Genomic DNA, 17652 nt, shown 5'->3' with positions numbered 1-17652 from the left:
TTGTGGATAAAGCTGGAAAATGAGCTAGGTTTATCCACAAGATATCCACATGTTAAAATGCTTATAAATTCAGCAGATTTTTGACTTATCCACAAAATGCACAGAGCCTAATACTAATACTATATATAATACTTATAAACTAATAAGGAGTTAACATGATCAAATTCTCTATCAATAAACCATTATTCTTACAAGCCTTGAATGCAACCAAGAGAGCTATCTCAAGTAAGAATGCTATTCCTATTCTTTCAACCATTAAAATTGATGTTGCTGCCAATGGGATTACCTTGACAGGTTCTAATGGACAAATTTCTATTGAAAACTTTATTTCTCTTTCTAATGAAAATGCAGGGCTTTTGATTTCATCACCAGGATCAGTTCTTTTAGAAGCAAGTTTCTTTATTAATATTGTTTCAAGCCTTCCAGATGTTACTGTTGATTTTGAAGAAATTGAACAGCACCAAATTTTGCTTAGAAGTGGTAAATCTGAGATTACCCTAAAAGGTAAAGATGTTGATCATTACCCACGTATCCAAGAAGTTGCAACAAGCAATCCTTTGGTAATGGAAACTAAGGTTTTGAAAAACTTGATTGCTGAAACAGCCTTTGCAGCATCAACACAAGAAAGTCGTCCAATCTTGACAGGTGTTCACCTTGTTTTGACTAATAATCAAGAGTTCAAGGCAGTTGCTACTGACTCACACCGTATGAGCCAACGTAAATTGACTTTGGAAAATATGACTGATAATTTTGACGTTGTTCTTCCAAGTAAGTCATTGAGAGAATTCTCTGCAGTTTTTACAGATGATATTGAAACCGTTGAAGTTTTCTTCTCAGCAAGTCAATTGCTTTTCCGTAGCGAGCACATTTCTTTCTACACGCGCTTGTTGGAAGGAACTTACCCTGACACTGATCGTCTCTTGATGTCAAATTTTGAAACAGAAGTGGTCTGCAATACTCAAGCCCTACGTTCAGCTATGGAACGTGCCTTCTTGATTTCCAATGCCACACAAAATGGAACGGTTAAGTTGGAAATTGAAGCTGGTCAAGTCAGTGCCCATGTTAATTCACCTGAAGTTGGTAAGGTAAATGAAGAATTGGATGTTGAAGCTGTTCAAGGTCAAGATTTGACAATCAGCTTTAACCCGACCTATCTCATCGAAGCCCTAAAAGCACTTAAGAGTGAAACGGTTGTTGTTCGCTTCCTATCACCTGTTCGTCCATTTACCTTGACACCAGGAGATGACAGCGAAAACTTCATCCAATTGATTACACCTGTTCGAACTAACTAAAAAAGTTATCCACTGTGGATAACTTTTTCTTGTCTTAATCTCCTCAAGAGACTATGTTATAATGGGACTATGACATTGTATATTATTGCAAATCCCTATGCTGGAAATGGCAGAGCTAAAACTGTGGTAAAAGAGGTTGAGCGGATATGGACTTTTAGCCAAGTCGTCCCCTTTTACACTCAGAAAAATGGTGATGAGAAAAAGCAGGTCCAAAAGCTCGAAAAAATGTTTAGGCTTAAAGAAGATTACCTGCTTGTTTTAGGTGGCGATGGAACGCTGTCCAAAGTTTTATCTTGTCTTGCTAGAGACATTCCTTTTGCCTATTATCCTCTGGGTTCAGGAAATGACTTTGCGCGTGTTTTGCCAAACTATGGTCTTAAGGATTTACTTGCAGCTATGCAAAAGAGAGCGTCGATTGAGCTTTTCTTATATGCCTACGAGGGAGGTATTATTCTTAATAGTCTGGATACAGGTTTTGCGGCCTGGGTTATCCAGAGTGCAGAGCATTCAAAACTCAAAAAGACTTTAAAGAGATGGGGGCTAGGAAGTCTAGCTTATATTTTTTATGGTGTTTTAGGAATCTTTTTGGCACCAACTGCTGATCTTTATTTGGAGAATCAAGCTGGGCAGAAGAAATCCCTCAGTCAGCTCTTTTTCTTTTCACTTGCCAATAATCGCTATTTTGGTGGTGGGATCATGATTTGGCCCCAGGCGTCAGCTTTCAAAGAGGGTTTGGATATGGTTTATGGGCAAAAGTTAGGGATTTTAAAGAGAATCAACTTTCTGCTAGCTCTGCTATTGCGTAAGCATAGAAAAAGGCAGTTTATCAGACATGAAGAGGTCGAGAGATTGGTTCTGGAGGTAGATGAGAGCTGTCTGGTGCAGGTTGATGGGGAAATGGTGGCAGAGCGTTACTTTGAGTTGGTGAGGGAGAGCCGTCAGATTTATCTGCCCTGAGTTTTTTGATATAATGGGACTAATTTGGAGGAAATCATGTACGAAATTGGATCACTAGTTGAAATGAAAAAGCCGCATGCTTGTCTGATTAAAGAGACAGGCAAAAAAGCAAATGAATGGGAAGTTGTTCGTCTGGGTGCGGATATTAAAATCAAGTGTCGAAATTGCCAGCATCTTGTTATGATGAGCCGTCACGACTTTGAAAGAAAGCTGAAAAAAGTGTTGTAAAGGGCTTCTGATACTGTGCAACTACTGGTTGCGCCTAGAAGTGCTAGACTGCAACTCAAAGGATAGCTATAATGACCTTAGAAAATGAAAGGTGGTAGCTAGTATGACAAACTTTGCAAGTCAATTAAAGAAACTTAGGACAGAACGTAATCTTTCACAAGATGCCCTGGCTCAGGAACTCTATATTTCTCGTCAAGTTATTTCCAGCAGTAACTGATTGGAAGTCAAGTTCGTTAACACTCCTTGCCCACCTAATCAGTCTTGCAGGGTTGCGACTACGAAATCATAGATTTCTGTCTTACCGCCAAATGGGAAACTGGTGAGGCAACACCTGATATGGATAATCTTATTAAACTGGCTGAGATGTTAGGTGTTTCTCTAGACCAGCTGGTTTTGGGAAAGACTCCTGAGAAAACCTTAGAGCGCGTTATTGAGAGAAGAGAAATTGACATTAAGAAAATCATCAAAGTGTTTTGGATTATTTTTGGAAATCTCCTTCTAGCTGTCTTTCTCTTGCTTGTATTCTACGGATTCTTGGATTACTTTGCCTTGACATCATTTTGGCAAAAGTAGGTCAAAAACTTCTAAAAGCCTTGTCATTTGACAGGCTTTTTCTGGTCTTTTCTGCTATAATAGTCATGATTGAATAAATTTTATGGAGACGATTAACTATGGCTTTAACAGCAGGTATTGTCGGTTTGCCAAACGTTGGTAAATCAACGCTTTTTAATGCAATTACAAAAGCAGGTGCGGAAGCTGCTAACTATCCTTTCGCAACAATTGACCCTAATGTGGGTATGGTTGAAGTGCCAGATGAGCGTTTGACAAAATTGACTGAGCTCATTACGCCTAAGAAAACTGTCCCAACGACTTTTGAATTTACAGATATTGCTGGTATCGTTAAGGGAGCTTCAAAAGGTGAAGGTCTTGGAAATAAATTCCTTGCCAATATCCGTGAAGTGGATGCTATCGTTCACGTGGTGCGTGCCTTTGATGATGAAAATGTCATGCGTGAGCAAGGCCGTGAAGATGCCTTTGTTGATCCTATGGCGGATATCGATACTATCAACCTTGAATTGATTTTGGCTGACCTTGATTCCATTAACAAGCGCTATGCGCGTGTTGAAAAGATGGCACGTACGCAAAAAGATAAGGATTCTGTTGCAGAATTCAACGTTCTTCAAAAAATCAAACCAGTTCTTGAAGACGGGAAATCAGCTCGTACCATTGACTTTACACCAGAAGAGCAAGCAGTTGTTAAAGGACTTTTCCTTTTGACAACCAAACCAGTTCTCTATGTGGCTAATGTCGATGAAGACAAGGTTGCTGATCCAGATGATATCTCTTACGTGAAACAAATCCGTGACTTTGCTGCAACTGAAAATGCAGAAGTTGTTGTCATCTCAGCACGCGCTGAAGAAGAAATCTCAGAACTCGATGACGAGGACAAGGAAATGTTCTTGGAAGACCTTGGTTTGACAGAGTCTGGTGTGGACAAATTGACACGTGCAGCCTATCATTTGCTTGGTCTTGGAACTTACTTTACTGCTGGTGAGAAAGAAGTTCGTGCTTGGACTTTCAAACGTGGTATCAAGGCTCCGCAGGCAGCAGGTATCATCCACTCAGATTTCGAGCGTGGCTTTATCCGTGCTGTAACCATGTCTTACGATGATTTGGTTCAATACGGTAGCGAAAAAGCTGTCAAAGAAGCAGGTCGCCTCCGTGAAGAAGGAAAAGAATATGTCGTTCAAGATGGCGATATCATGGAATTCCGTTTTAATGTTTAAGAAAATGAAAGGCTGAAAAGGAATTTTCAGTCCTTTTAGTGTTTCATAGGATTACCTTTGTTGTTTACTTTGATTCAAATAAATGACTTTTGGAAATAAAGTTTGCAACAGGTAAACAGGTGCAAGAAACGTACAGGTACACCTTACTGATAGTCTCCGCCCTGGTGCTAAGAGCGACTGAGGACTACCTGACGTTCCTGCAACATAAGGTAGATAAAATCATTTTCGTTGTTGCTTATTTCAACGAAAACAAGAGTTTTCGAGAGGTAGAAAATAAAAAATCGCCACGATAAATTAACAATTATACGGAAGATTATGTTTAGCTGCGATAGCTACTGGGCGAGCGAAGCAAGCCCAATACGTTGCTTTTCGCCGTAGTGGAAGTGCTAGAACTAAAGGTTCTAGCACGAGGGAGTGAAACAGTCCACTGGACTGTTTCAGGTCTGAGTCTAAAAAACGAAAAGCAAAAAGAAGACCTTAGACTCGCTAAGAAGGAATGCTAAAACAGTCTGGGGATAGACTGTTTTAGGTAGAAGTAAAGGTTGGAAATAGGACAAGCGCAAGCTTGTTTCTATCGTTTCGAAAGTCGGTCGCTTCCGCCCCTCACTACCTAAGAAAAGCAACAAAATATACCAAAAGTACAACAACGGGAATGATTCAACTATCAAAACAAAAACGAAAGAAGAATAATATGGTAAAACTAATTGTTGGTCTGGGCAATCCAGGCTCTAAATATCATGAAACAAGACATAATGTTGGTTTCATGGCTCTTGATTTATTGGCAAAGGATTTAGGGGTCACTTTCTCTGAAAATAAGACCTTTAAGGCTGAGGTCGCTTCAAGTTTCTTGGACGGTGAGAAGGTCTATTTGGTTAAGCCGACAACCTTTATGAATTTGTCTGGGGTTGCTGTTCGTGCGCTTTTGGCTTACTACAATATTCCTGTTGAAGACCTTATTGTTATCTATGATGATTTGGATATGGAAGTTGGTAAGATTCGTTTCCGTCAAAAAGGCTCTGCTGGTGGTCATAATGGGATTAAGTCTATTATTGCTGAGATTGGAACGCAAGAATTTGACCGCATCAAGATTGGTATTGGTCGTCCTAAGCAGGGGATGACGGTGGTTAATCATGTTCTTGGAAAATTTGAGACGGATGATTACATCACGATTGGGCATACCTTGGACAAGGTTCTAGCAGCAATCAATCACTATCTGAAAACGGATGACTTTGAGGATACCATGAGGCGCTATAATGGCTGATATTCTAGACTTATTTGCGGGGCATAGAGACCTATCTGAATGGCAGGATAAGGCTGGGCTTCTAGGTCGCCAGCTGGTTATGGGCTTTTCAGGTGCTTCTAAGACGCTCGCTATGGCGTCAGCCTTCAGGGCAAATGGAGGCAAGCTCCTAATTGTCACCTCAACGCAGAATGAGGCTGAGAGCTTAGCAGCTGATTTGGCGCATTTGGTGGATGAAGACAAGGTTTATCAGTTTTTTGCGGATGATATAGCGGCAGCTGAGTTCATTGTGGCTTCAAAGGAAAAGGCCATCTCACGTGTGGAGGCTCTGAACTTTCTCTTGACAGAAGGAACAGAAGGTATCCTCCTGGTCAATCTGGTAGGCCTTCGTGTCCTCCTACCTCACCCTGAAGACTATCGAGCGCAGCTTATTTCCCTGGAAGTGGGCATGGACTATGACATGGAAAGTCTAGGGCGCCAGCTGACCAATATGGGCTATCAGAAGGTGACTCAGGTCATGAGTCCTGGGGAATTTAGCCGTCGTGGTGATATTTTGGATATCTACGATAGCTTGACGGACAAGGCCTATCGTATCGAGTTTTTCGGTGATGAGGTGGATGGTATTCGTCTCTTTGATGCAGAAACGCAGAAATCGCTGGAAAATCTGGAGGAAATCTCCCTGTCACCTGCTGAAGATTTGGTTTTGACTGGTGATGACTTTGCGCGTGGTCAGAAGCGTCTGGAAAAAGCGGTGCAGAAGGCAGATGGTGATAGTCCTGCGCATGCTTATCTGTCAGAGCTTTTATCGGTTACTGAAGATGGTTATCAGCACAAAGATTTGCGTAAATTCTTGTCCTACTTCTATGAGAAAACCTACAGTCTTCTAGACTATGTTCCCAAGGGAACGCCACTTTTCTTTGATGATTTCCAAAAATTGGTGGATAAAAATGCTCGCTTTGACTTGGAGGTTGCTAATTATCTGACTGAGGATCTGCATCAGGGTAAGGCGGTTTCTGACTTAGTTTACTTTGCTGATGTTTATCAGGACTTGCGTCATTATCAGCCTGCTAGCTTCTTTTCAAATTTCCATAAGGGGCTGGGAAATCTTAAATTCAGCAAGGTCTACAACTTTCCCCAGTATGCCATGCAGGAATTTTTCAATCAATTTCCACTGCTTGTTGATGAAATCAATCGTTATCAGAAAAATCGAGCTACAGTTTTGATTCAGTCTGACTCGCAGCACAATCTGGAAAAATTACAGGAAACCTTGCGTGAATATGGTTTGGATTTGCCGATTGCAGACAGTCAGGATATCGCAGCTGGTCAAGCGCAGCTGATTCAAGGTCATCTATCCAACGGATTCTACTTTGCTGATCAGAAATTGGTTCTGATTACAGAGAAAGAGATTTTCCATAAGAAGGTCAAGCGTAAGATTCGTCGTCAGCATGTCAGCAATGCCGAGCGTCTCAAGGACTACAATGAGCTTGAAAAGGGCGATTATGTTGTTCACCATGTGCATGGTATTGGTCGCTTTATGGGCATTGAGACCATCGAAATCAAGGGAGTTCACCGTGACTATCTGACCATTCAGTATCAGGATGCCTCAACGATTTCCTTGCCAGTTGAACAGATTGAAAGCCTGTCAAAATATGTCTCAGCTGACGGTAAAGAACCCAAAATCAATAAGCTCAACGATGGTCGTTTCCAAAAGACTAAGCAAAAAGTCAGCAAGCAAGTTGAAGATATTGCAGATGACCTCTTGAAGCTCTATGCTGAACGTAGCCAGCTCAAGGGCTTTGCCTTTTCTCCAGATGACGATGACCAGAGAGCTTTCGATGACGATTTTCCTTATGCTGAGACAGAGGATCAATTGCGCTCAGTCAAGGAAATCAAGCAGGATATGGAATCTGATAGCCCTATGGATCGTCTTTTGGTTGGTGATGTGGGTTTTGGTAAGACAGAGGTTGCTATGCGTGCTGCCTTCAAGGCGGTCAATGATAGCAAGCAGGTTGCTGTCTTGGTACCCACGACTGTTCTTGCCCAGCAGCACTATAACAACTTCAAAGAACGTTTTGAAAACTATGCTGTTAATGTAGCTGTCATGAGCCGTTTCCAAAGTAAGAAAGAGCAGACTGAAACCTTGGAAGATTTGGCAAAAGGTCGAGTTGACATTATCATCGGTACTCATCGACTCTTATCTAAGGATGTTTCCTTCTCAGATTTGGGCTTGATTATTATTGATGAGGAGCAGCGCTTTGGTGTTAAGCATAAGGAAACCCTCAAGGAACTCAAGACCAAGGTTGATGTCTTGACCTTGACTGCAACACCGATTCCACGGACGCTTCACATGTCTATGCTGGGGATTCGTGATTTGTCTGTTATCGAAACGCCACCGACCAATCGCTACCCTGTTCAGACTTATGTTATGGAGACTAATCCTGGTCTGGTCCGCGAAGCTATTATCCGAGAAATGGATCGTGGTGGACAGGTCTTCTATGTTTATAACAAGGTTGAGACCATCGAGCAGAAGGTTTCTGAATTGCAGGAGCTGGTGCCAGAAGCGTCGATTGGCTTTGTTCATGGGCAGATGAGTGAGGTTGTTCTGGAAAATACGCTTATGGACTTTATCGCAGGTGACTATGATGTTTTGGTTGCCACGACTATTATTGAGACTGGGGTGGATATCTCAAACGTTAATACCCTCTTCATCGAGAATGCTGACCATATGGGTCTGTCGACGCTCTATCAGCTCAGAGGGCGCGTGGGTCGTTCCAATCGTATCGCTTACGCCTATCTCATGTATCGTCCTGACAAGATTTTGACGGAGATTTCAGAGAAGCGTCTGGATGCCATCAAGGGCTTTACTGAGCTTGGATCTGGCTTTAAGATTGCTATGCGGGACCTCTCTATCCGTGGGGCTGGGAATATTTTAGGAGCATCGCAGAGCGGCTTTATTGATTCCGTTGGTTTTGAGATGTATTCTCAGTTGCTAGAGGAAGCCATTGCCAAGAAACAAGGCAAGTCGCAGGCTCGTCGTAAAGGAAATGCAGAAATCAATCTCCAAATTGATGCCTACCTACCTAGCGATTACATTGATGATGAACGTCAAAAAATTGATATCTACAAACGTATTCGTGAGATTGAATCACGCGCAGACTATGAAAATCTTCAAGAAGAAATCATGGACCGCTTCGGTGAATACCCAGATCAGGTTGCTTATCTGATTGAGATTGGCTTAGTCAAGGCTTATATGGATGCCGTTTTCGCCGAGCTCTTGGAACGTAAAGAAAATCAAGTTACAGTCCGTTTTGAGAAAGCTGCGCAAGCTATTTTCCTAACGCAAGACTACTTTGAGGCCTTGTCAAAAACAAACCTCAAAGCTCGCATCAGCGATAATCAAGGCAAGATGGAAGTCATCTTTGATGTCAGAAACAAGAAAGACTATGAAATCCTTGAAGAACTCATCCAGTTTGGACAAGCTTTTGTAGAAATCAAGGCAAGAAAAGAAAAAGAGTTAGAAGCTTAAGAAAACTTTAAGCATAGCTTTATATACTATAACCATCCTAAAACTTTTCTTTTTCATAAATCTCCTGAAATAGTCAGTAATCGCTGGCTATTTCTTTTTGTTTCTAGGAGACAGTAAAGTCCTCAAAATCCTTTTATATCAATATGTCAAAGACTTTTGACAGTGAAAAATCTAGCCTGTCAAAGCCCTTGTATGGTAAACTGATGGTAAGGAGAGTAAGCTAAGGTTATCAAGGAGGTCGAAATGGAATTACACAATCGATTAGTTGAACTAAGAAAGGAAAAACAACTTTCTCAGGAAGAGTTGGCAGAGAAACTCTATGTCTCTCGTCAAACAATCTCTAACTGGGAAAGGGGAAAGACCTATCCAGACATCAATTCTCTTTTGTTGATAGCGACATTTTTCGATGTTACCTTAGATAATCTAATTAAAGGAGATGTTGATATTATGAAACATCAAGTAACTCAATCACAGTTTAAGAAATGGCTTCTTGTCCTAGGGATTTCTTGGTTTGTCTTTTGCGTCGCTGTACCAACTAGGTTTTTATTAAGTGGTGGACAATTCTCAGCCATTATTAGTTTTTTAGCCATTCCACTTATCTATTCAGCCTTTCAGGTTTTCTATATTATGAAAAATCAGGAGTTACAAACCTACGCAGATATCTTGAATTTTCTCAGTCCTAAAAAGAAAAGGAAGCCAACGGCATCAAGTGATTTTTGGTTTTTTGGAAGTCTATTTCTTGCAGTATGGGTCATTTATTTTTTAGGAATGGTTGCTTCAGCCCTTCTATTTTGATAATTACGTGAGCCTCCAAGGCTCTCTTTTACATTCTCTTGACAAATCATTGTCTGCTCTGCTATTTTTTCAAAAAAATGCTAAAATAAGGGAGTTATACTAAATGTGAGGAAGTGACTAAGCGTGAGATTAGATAAATATTTAAAAGTATCCCGCATCATCAAGCGTCGTCCAGTTGCCAAAGAGGTTGCTGACAAGGGACGCATCAAGGTTAATGGTGTCCTCGCCAAATCATCAACGGATTTGAAAATTGGTGATGAGGTGGAAGTACGCTTCGGAAATAAACTCTTGACAGTGCGTGTCTTGGAAATGAAAGACAGCACGAAGAAGGAAGATGCTGGTAAAATGTATGAAATCATCAGCGAAACAAGGATAGAAGCAGATGCCCAAGAAGAAGCCTAGTGTCGTTCAACTCAATAACGACTATATTCAAGATGAAAACCAGCGCAAGCGTTACGAAGAAGAAGAGATTAAGCGCCGCAACCGATTTATGGGGTGGGTCATGCTTTTTGTCATGCTCCTCTTTATCTTGCCGACCTACAATTTGGTCTCTGGTTATCAAAATCTAAAACAACAAGAAAAAGAAGTAAGCAGCCTTAAGGCTGACTATAAAACAGTTCAAAATCAGGTGACTGAGAAGCAAGCTCTCGCTGATAGTTTGAAAAATAGTGATTACGTTGCCAAGTATGCGCGTGCCAAGTACTATTATTCAATTAGCGGTGAGACGATCTATCTCCTACCTGAATTGGTACCGCAATAATGGAAAATATTATCGAAACGGTTGAGAAATTCCTTGAGTATTCAGACCAGAAACTAGAGGAGTTAGCAGAACTCAATCAGGAGCTTCGAGAAGAAGCGCCAAAACATCAGTAGAGAGGAAGACCGATGAAGAAATTCTTAGCCATGCTAATGAGCCTTCCTCTTTTTTTAATGCCTCTTCATCTAGCTGATGGAGAGTTTCCTTTTTCTATGACAGCTGAGGAAATAGCAAAGCTAAAAGAGCAAGGTATTACTGGACTACTGTCTTTTGAGACTATTCCAACTAACCCTAATGTCTACACAGATACCCTCTTGTATACCGATGGGAATCTAACTCAGCCTATAGCAGTTTTATCACCAAATAAGCCTTTTAAAATAGCAGAGCTCTTTTTAAATAATGAGGGAGTGGCTGTTTTCAGACTAGAAGATGGTCGTTTTTTGGAAGCCTCTCGTATGATTGTTTACGATGACCTTGTTTTTAGTCGTGAGAGCATTTCTCAAGATATGTGGACTGGTGCTGAGGTAACTACCTATGCCTCTCCTTATATCTCTGGAGTGGCTAAGTCCAGCCGTCAAATTCCAGCCTATACTCATTTTACGGCAACAGAAAAAGCGACAACGACTTCAGGCACTTATTACAAGTACAGTGGTTACGGCTGGGTTCATGAGAGTCAGCTATCAGAAACAGACAATCGTATGGAAGCTGTGCAGACAGTTCTCACTCAGAAATACAATAAGGATAATTACTCTATCTATGTCAAGCAGCTGGAAACTGGTAAAACGGCTGGTATCAACCAAGACCAGGTCATGTATTCTGCCAGCATCAGCAAGCTCCCAATTCTCTACTACACCCAAGACATGTTGGACCAGGGAGCCATTAGCCTATCAAGCCAGTACCAGTATATTCCAGAAGTCAATGACTTTGAGGGTGCCTACGATCCAAGTGGAAGTGGCTATATCAGCAAGACAGCAGATGGAGCTAACTATTCTGTTGAGACCTTACTCAAGGATGTCGCTCAACAGTCTGATAACGTAGCCAGCAATATGCTTGCCTACTATGTCACAGGACAATTTGATCAAACCTATCAGGAAACCATCGCGTCAGCTATTGGAAGAAGCTGGGACATGCAAAGTCGTGAGGTCTCGTCAGAGACAGCAGGTTTGATGATGGAAGCCATCTACAAACAAAATGGCACTATTATCAGCTATCTCTCTCAAACAGACTTTGATGGCAGTCGTATTTCTAAAAATATCGATAAAACCGTTGCTCATAAAATCGGTGATGCCTATGATTACAAGCATGACGTTGCTATTGTCTACACCGATTCTCCCTTTATCCTGTCTATCTTTACAGACAAGGCTAGTTACGATGACATCACAGCCATTGCAGATGATGTCTATGCCCTTCTCAAATGACCTATTCAAGTATCTATCAAAAACTCAAATCCAAGCAATTTTTTGTCAATCATCAGAAGGTTCTGGTTGCCGTGTCAACTGGTGTTGATTCCATGAATCTCTTGACCTTTTTGGAACACTATCAGGCAGAATTTGCCATTGAGCTTGGAATTGCTCATATCAACCATCATCAGCGACCTCAATCAGATGAGGAAGAAGCCTTCATTCGTCGCTGGGGGAAAGAACATGAGATTCCTGTCTATGTCGGACACTTTCATGATGATTTTTCGGAAAATGCTGCGCGTGCTTTCCGATATGATTTTTTTGCTCAGTTGATGTCAGAGCATGCTTATACGGCTCTGGTAACAGCTCACCATAAAGATGATCAGGCAGAGACAGTATTCATGCGCCTTGTTCGAGGAAGCCATCTGAGACACCTGTCAGCCATCAAGGAAGTCCAAGACTTTGCGTCTGGTCAGCTTATCCGCCCCTTTCTCTCCCTAGCTAAGACCGATTTACCTGATATTTTTCACTTTGAAGATAGCAGTAATAGCTCAGAAGCCTATTTCAGAAATCGTGTCAGGCAGCTCTACCTCCCTCAGTTAGAAGAGGAAAATCCTCAATTGTCCAATCAGTTAGTTTCCCTAGCTAATCAAGTCTCGACTTGGCAGGAAGCTCTGCTTGATTTAACTAAGGAGCTTGAAAAAGAGAACCTTCCTGTCTTTAGAAGTCATACCAGACCCGTCCAGACTGTTTTACTAGAGCAGTATCTAGCAGACTTTCCAGACCTCCACTTGACTAAGGCACAGTTTGACCAAGTCTTGCATCTCCTTCTTCATAAGAGTCACTATCAAGCCCATCTCAAAAGTGGCTACTATTTGCTGATCTCGGATGAGTCTTACTCTATTTCTAAAATCAGTCCTGAGACTGATAGTCAGGAAAGGTCAGTTATGTTAGACTATGGTGGCAGTCAGCATTTTGCTGGTTATCACTTTAGTTTTGAGGACAATGAGACCGAGCCCATTGTCATTAGTAACCAAAATCATATCAAGCTTCGCCATCGTCAGCCTGGTGACAAGATTTCTCTGGGAGAGGGTCATAAAAAACTGAGACGTCTTTTTATAGATGAGAAAATCCCTCTTTCCGAACGTTCCAAGGCAGTTGTGGCTGAACAAGATGGAGAAATCATTTTTGTTCTGGCAAATGGTAGAACTTATTTGAGAAAAGGTGCTAAAAATGATATAATGAGGGCTAAACTGTATATTCAAAAAGAAGAATGGTGAAAGCATGTTAGAACAAGATATTAAAAAAGTTCTCTATTCTGAAGAGGACATTGTTGCTAAAACAAAAGAACTAGGTGCTCAATTGACAAAAGACTATGAAGGGAAAAATCCCCTTCTTGTTGGTGTTTTGAAAGGTTCAGTACCTTTTATGGCTGAGCTTATCAAGCATATTGACACTCATATCGAGTTGGACTTTATGGTGGTATCTAGCTACCACGGTGGAACAACAAGTAGCGGTGAAGTTAAAATCCTTAAAGATGTTGATACCAATATCGAAGGACGTGACGTGATCTTTGTCGAAGACATCATCGATACAGGTCGTACCCTTCTTTACCTTCGTGATATGTTCAAATACCGTAAGGCAAACTCAGTTAAAATTGCTACTCTATTTGACAAGCCAGAAGGACGTGTTGTCGATATCGATGCAGACTATGTTTGTTACAATGTTCCAAATGAATTTATCGTTGGATTTGGTCTAGATTACGCAGAAAATTACCGTAACCTACCATACGTTGGTGTCCTCAAGGAAGAAGTTTACACTAAGTAAAAGAAGGTCGTTAATTATAGATGAATAATAAAAAAAATAACGGCTTTGTCAAAAATCCCTTTCTCTATATCCTAATCATTGTTGCCCTTGTTACAGGTCTTCAGTATTACTTTAGTGGAAGTACACAACAAAGCCAAGAAATTAGTTACAGTGAGCTCGTTCAAGATATCAAAGACGGTGATGTTAAGAGCATTACCTACCAGCCTAGTGGTAGTATTGTTGAGATTTCAGGAGAGTACACGAAAGCACAAGAAGTTAAGTCGGATTCTACACTCAGCTTTTTCACAAGCTCAACAACAAAGGTTAAGTACTTTACTTCTGTTACTCTAGATTCAACATCAACACTAGATTCTCTACAGACTGCTGCAAGTGATGCAAATGTTGATGTTAAGGTTATCCAAGAAAGCTCAAGTGGTACTTGGATTTCTTATCTTGTTAGCTTTATTCCCTTTGTAATCATTGCTGCGCTCTTTATCATGATGAACCAAGGCGGTGGTCGCAATGCCATGAGCTTTGGAAAAAATCGTGCTAAATCAGCTAACCAAGGCGAAGTCAAAGTTCGTTTCTCAGATGTTGCTGGTGCAGAGGAAGAGAAACAAGAACTGGTTGAAGTTGTTGATTTCTTGAAAAATCCTAAAAAATACAAGGCACTTGGTGCCCGTATTCCTGCAGGTGTTCTCCTTGAGGGCCCTCCAGGTACAGGTAAGACACTCCTAGCCAAGGCTGTTGCAGGTGAAGCAGGAGTCCCATTCTTCTCAATCTCAGGTTCAGACTTTGTTGAGATGTTTGTCGGTGTCGGTGCCAGCCGTGTTCGTTCTCTTTTTGAGGATGCCAAAAAAGCCGAGCGTGCCATTATTTTCATCGATGAAATCGATGCTGTCGGTCGCCGTCGTGGTGCCGGTATGGGTGGCGGAAACGATGAACGTGAACAAACCCTTAACCAACTCTTGATTGAGATGGATGGATTTGAAGGTAATGAAAGTATCATCGTTATCGCAGCAACTAACCGTTCAGACGTTCTTGACCCAGCCCTTCTTCGTCCAGGTCGTTTTGACCGTAAAGTCCTTGTTGGTCGTCCAGACGTTAAAGGACGTGAGGCTATTTTGCGTGTCCATGCTAAGAATAAACCGTTGGCAGATGATGTCAATTTGAAAGTTGTTGCCCAACAAACACCAGGTTTTGTTGGTGCCGACCTTGAAAATGTCTTGAACGAGGCTGCTCTTGTAGCCGCTCGTCGTAACAAATCACTTATCGATGCTTCTGATATTGATGAAGCAGAAGATCGTGTTATCGCTGGTCCATCTAAGAAAGACAAGAAAGTTTCTGAGAAGGAACGTCAAGTCGTTGCTTACCACGAAGCAGGTCACACAATTGTTGGACTTATCCTATCAAGTGCCCGCGACGTTCACAAGGTTACTATCGTACCACGTGGTCGTGCTGGTGGTTATATGATTTCCTTGCCAAAAGAAGATCAAATGCTCCTTTCTAAGGATGAGATGAAAGAGCAACTTGCAGGACTTATGGGTGGTCGTGTTGCTGAAGAAATCATCTTCAACCTCCAAACATCAGGTGCTTCAAATGACTTTGAACAAGCGACAGCTATGGCGCGTGCTATGGTTACCGAGTATGGAATGAGTGACAAACTTGGTCCAGTCCAATACGAAGGAAACCATGCTATGATGGCAGGTCAAGTATCACCAGAGAAGACCTATTCTCAAGAAACAGCCCAACTTATTGATCAAGAAATTCGTGATCTATTGACAGAAGCGCATGATAAAGCTGCGCAAATTATCACTGAAAACCGTGAAACACATAAGTTGATTGCAGAAGCCCTTCTTAAATATGAAACACTGGATGCAGCACAAATCAAATCTATTTTTGAAACAGGCATGATGCCAAATGAACTTTCAGAAGATACAGAGGAAGTACACCCTCTTACCTTCGATGAAGTAAAAGATAGAATGGATGCTGAAAAAGACTAAAAAGCTGAAATATTAAAAAAGACACTTTGAAGTGTCTTTTTTAATTTAATTGATTTACAGACAGATTTCCTTGTGATAAACTGGACAAGTTGCAGTTTTAAAAAAGGAGGAAAAGACGTGTCAATTTTTCGTACAAAAGATACGACACAAGAAAAAACAGAATTAAAACGCCACCTAAAAATGATAGACTTGGTCTTTTTAGGATTAGGATCCATGGTCGGGACAGGTATCTTCACTATTACAGGTATCGGTGCCGCCAACTATGCTGGTCCGGCCTTGATTATTTCAATTATGATATCGGCCTTGGCTGTTGGCATTTTTGCTCTATTTTATGCTGAATTTGCTTCTCGTATTCCGACGAATGGCGGAGCTTATAGCTATATCTATGCTACATTAGGAGAATTTCCAGCATGGATAGCCGGCTGGCTGATCATCATGGAATTTCTGTCTGCTATTTCTAGTGTAGCATCAGGCTGGGGAAGCTACTTCAAAGGTGTCCTGACAAATTATGGCTTATCTTTGCCTAAGGAATTAAGCGGTACCTTTAATCCCAGTCAAGGTAGTTACATCGATATCTTGCCAATCATTGTCATGATCTTTGTCATTGCAATTGTTTTATTAAATGCTAAGACTGCTCTACGTTTCAATTCCAGTTTGGTCATTTTAAAATTTTCTGCTCTAGCACTTTTTATCCTAGTAGGTCTGTTCCACCTAAATCCAGCTAATTGGTCAAACTTTTCACCATATGGCTTCGGACAAATTTATGGAGGAAAAACAGGGATTTTTGCAGGAGCATCCATTATGTTCTTTGCCTTTTTAGGGTTTGAATCAATTTCAATGGCAGTTGATGAAGTAAAAGAACCACAAAAAACAGTACCAAGAGGAATCGCTCTATCTTTGTTAATTGTTACTATGCTTTATATAGTTGTAACAATTATCTTGACAGGCATGGTCAATTACACAAACCTAAATGTTTCTGATGCGGTTGCCTTTGCCTTGAGACAGATTGGCATGACTTGGGCAGCAAACTATATTTCCTTGATAGCAATTCTAACACTTATTACAGTCTGCATTTCAATGACCTATGCACTGGCTAGAACTGTCTATAGTATTAGTAAAGATGGATTGCTACCAAAATCATTGAGTCAAGTTACCTCAAAAACACAAATTCCAAAAAATGCAACGCTAGCAGTTGGTATACTTTCAATGATTTTCTCAGGAATTGTTCCATTAGCCGCCCTAGCAGAATTTGTAAATATCTGTACCTTAGCCTATCTTATTCTATTGTCGATCGCTATTATCAAGTTAAGAAAAGACAAAGGAATGCCAGGACCAGGAGAATTTAGAGTTCCTTTAGTTCCACTTCTCCCAATTTTAGCAGTTATCATCTGTGTTGCTTTGATGAGTCAGTACACGAGCATCACCTGGATCGCCTTTTTAGTAGCGATGTGCTTAGGCATACTTATATACGCCCTATACGGTTACAAAAATGCGAAATAAAAAAATCCAAGGTTATCCTTGGATTTTTTTCAAAAAACAGGTTGACACGCTAGTAAAGAATTTGCTATACTAATTGAGCTCTGGTCGTGAGGTTAGAGCGAAAAAAACTTTTTCGAAAAAACTTGTTGACAAGGAAGGAAGAAGTTGATATACTGAATAAGTTGTCTCGAGAGAGCAGCTAAGCGAACGAAAAAACTTTTTAAAAAAGTAGTTGACAAGAGTTAACAAGTTTGCTAGAATATAGAAGTTGTCTCTTAGGAGACAACAAGACCTTTGAAAACTGAACAAGAAACCAAGTGCAGGGTTATGATAGAAATTATAACCTGTCAATTTACAAGAATAAATCGTCAGACGACGAGAA

15 protein-coding genes and 1 pseudogene are annotated in these 17652 nt (G+C 41.0%); all 16 read left to right on the top strand.

Features of this window, described 5'->3' with window-relative positions; genetic code table 11:
- Positions 1-155: 155 nt before the first annotated feature.
- The 16 genes and pseudogenes from dnaN (at position 156) to JOC28_RS00755 (ending at position 17291) form a co-directional block, all read left to right on the top strand.
- Positions 156-1292, top strand: coding sequence for a DNA polymerase III subunit beta (gene dnaN / locus JOC28_RS00830; RefSeq protein WP_205008754.1), 1137 nt, complete (start codon positions 156-158; stop codon positions 1290-1292).
- Positions 1293-1361: 69 nt separating this feature from the next.
- Positions 1362-2249, top strand: a complete 888-nt coding sequence (locus JOC28_RS00825) for a diacylglycerol/lipid kinase family protein (protein WP_205008753.1) — start codon at positions 1362-1364, stop codon at positions 2247-2249.
- A gap of 36 nt (positions 2250-2285) precedes the next feature.
- Entirely contained in the window at positions 2286-2477 is a 192-nt protein-coding gene (locus tag JOC28_RS00820) for a DUF951 domain-containing protein (RefSeq protein ID WP_205008752.1), read from the top strand.
- A gap of 103 nt (positions 2478-2580) precedes the next feature.
- Positions 2581-3050: pseudogene (locus JOC28_RS10865) on the top strand (helix-turn-helix domain-containing protein).
- Positions 3051-3148: 98 nt separating this feature from the next.
- Positions 3149-4264, top strand: a complete 1116-nt coding sequence (ychF, locus tag JOC28_RS00810; RefSeq protein ID WP_205008751.1) for a redox-regulated ATPase YchF — start codon at positions 3149-3151, stop codon at positions 4262-4264.
- Between the two features lie 691 nt (positions 4265-4955).
- On the top strand, positions 4956-5525 hold the full coding sequence (pth, locus tag JOC28_RS00805) for an aminoacyl-tRNA hydrolase (RefSeq protein ID WP_205008750.1): 570 nt from the start codon (positions 4956-4958) through the stop codon (positions 5523-5525).
- Positions 5518-9030: a transcription-repair coupling factor gene (mfd, locus tag JOC28_RS00800; RefSeq protein WP_205008749.1), complete on the top strand. Its 3513-nt coding sequence runs from the start codon at positions 5518-5520 to the stop codon at positions 9028-9030. Before pth ends, mfd begins: the two co-directional genes overlap by 8 nt.
- Before the next feature lie 243 nt (positions 9031-9273).
- On the top strand, positions 9274-9825 hold the full coding sequence (locus JOC28_RS00795; protein ID WP_205008748.1) for a helix-turn-helix domain-containing protein: 552 nt from the start codon (positions 9274-9276) through the stop codon (positions 9823-9825).
- 123 nt (positions 9826-9948) lie between these two features.
- Positions 9949-10227, top strand: a complete 279-nt coding sequence (locus JOC28_RS00790) for a S4 domain-containing protein (RefSeq protein ID WP_205008747.1) — start codon at positions 9949-9951, stop codon at positions 10225-10227.
- The gene (locus JOC28_RS00785; RefSeq protein ID WP_205008746.1) at positions 10208-10585 is read left to right on the top strand and encodes an FtsB family cell division protein; all 378 of its coding nucleotides are present in this window, start codon (positions 10208-10210) and stop codon (positions 10583-10585) included. The genes JOC28_RS00790 and JOC28_RS00785 overlap by 20 nt, the downstream gene beginning before the upstream one ends.
- Complete coding sequence (locus tag JOC28_RS00780; protein ID WP_205008745.1) at positions 10585-10698, top strand: SP_0009 family protein; 114 nt, start codon at positions 10585-10587, stop codon at positions 10696-10698. Before JOC28_RS00785 ends, JOC28_RS00780 begins: the two co-directional genes overlap by 1 nt.
- Before the next feature lie 12 nt (positions 10699-10710).
- Complete coding sequence (locus JOC28_RS00775) at positions 10711-12000, top strand: serine hydrolase (protein ID WP_205008744.1); 1290 nt, start codon at positions 10711-10713, stop codon at positions 11998-12000.
- Positions 11997-13262, top strand: a complete 1266-nt coding sequence (tilS, locus tag JOC28_RS00770) for a tRNA lysidine(34) synthetase TilS (RefSeq protein ID WP_205008743.1) — start codon at positions 11997-11999, stop codon at positions 13260-13262. Before JOC28_RS00775 ends, tilS begins: the two co-directional genes overlap by 4 nt.
- A gap of 4 nt (positions 13263-13266) precedes the next feature.
- A complete protein-coding gene (gene hpt, locus JOC28_RS00765; RefSeq protein ID WP_205008742.1) occupies positions 13267-13809 on the top strand; it encodes a hypoxanthine phosphoribosyltransferase in 543 nt (180 codons plus the stop codon).
- A gap of 20 nt (positions 13810-13829) precedes the next feature.
- A complete protein-coding gene (gene ftsH / locus JOC28_RS00760; RefSeq protein ID WP_205008741.1) occupies positions 13830-15791 on the top strand; it encodes an ATP-dependent zinc metalloprotease FtsH in 1962 nt (653 codons plus the stop codon).
- Positions 15792-15908: 117 nt separating this feature from the next.
- On the top strand, positions 15909-17291 hold the full coding sequence (locus JOC28_RS00755; protein WP_205008740.1) for an amino acid permease: 1383 nt from the start codon (positions 15909-15911) through the stop codon (positions 17289-17291).
- The last annotated feature ends 361 nt before the right edge of the window (positions 17292-17652 follow it).

This window comes from Streptococcus loxodontisalivarius, assembly GCF_016908645.1.
Taxonomy (GTDB): Bacteria; Bacillota; Bacilli; order Lactobacillales; family Streptococcaceae; genus Streptococcus; species Streptococcus loxodontisalivarius.
This window is presented reverse-complemented; position numbering and strand designations above follow the sequence as displayed.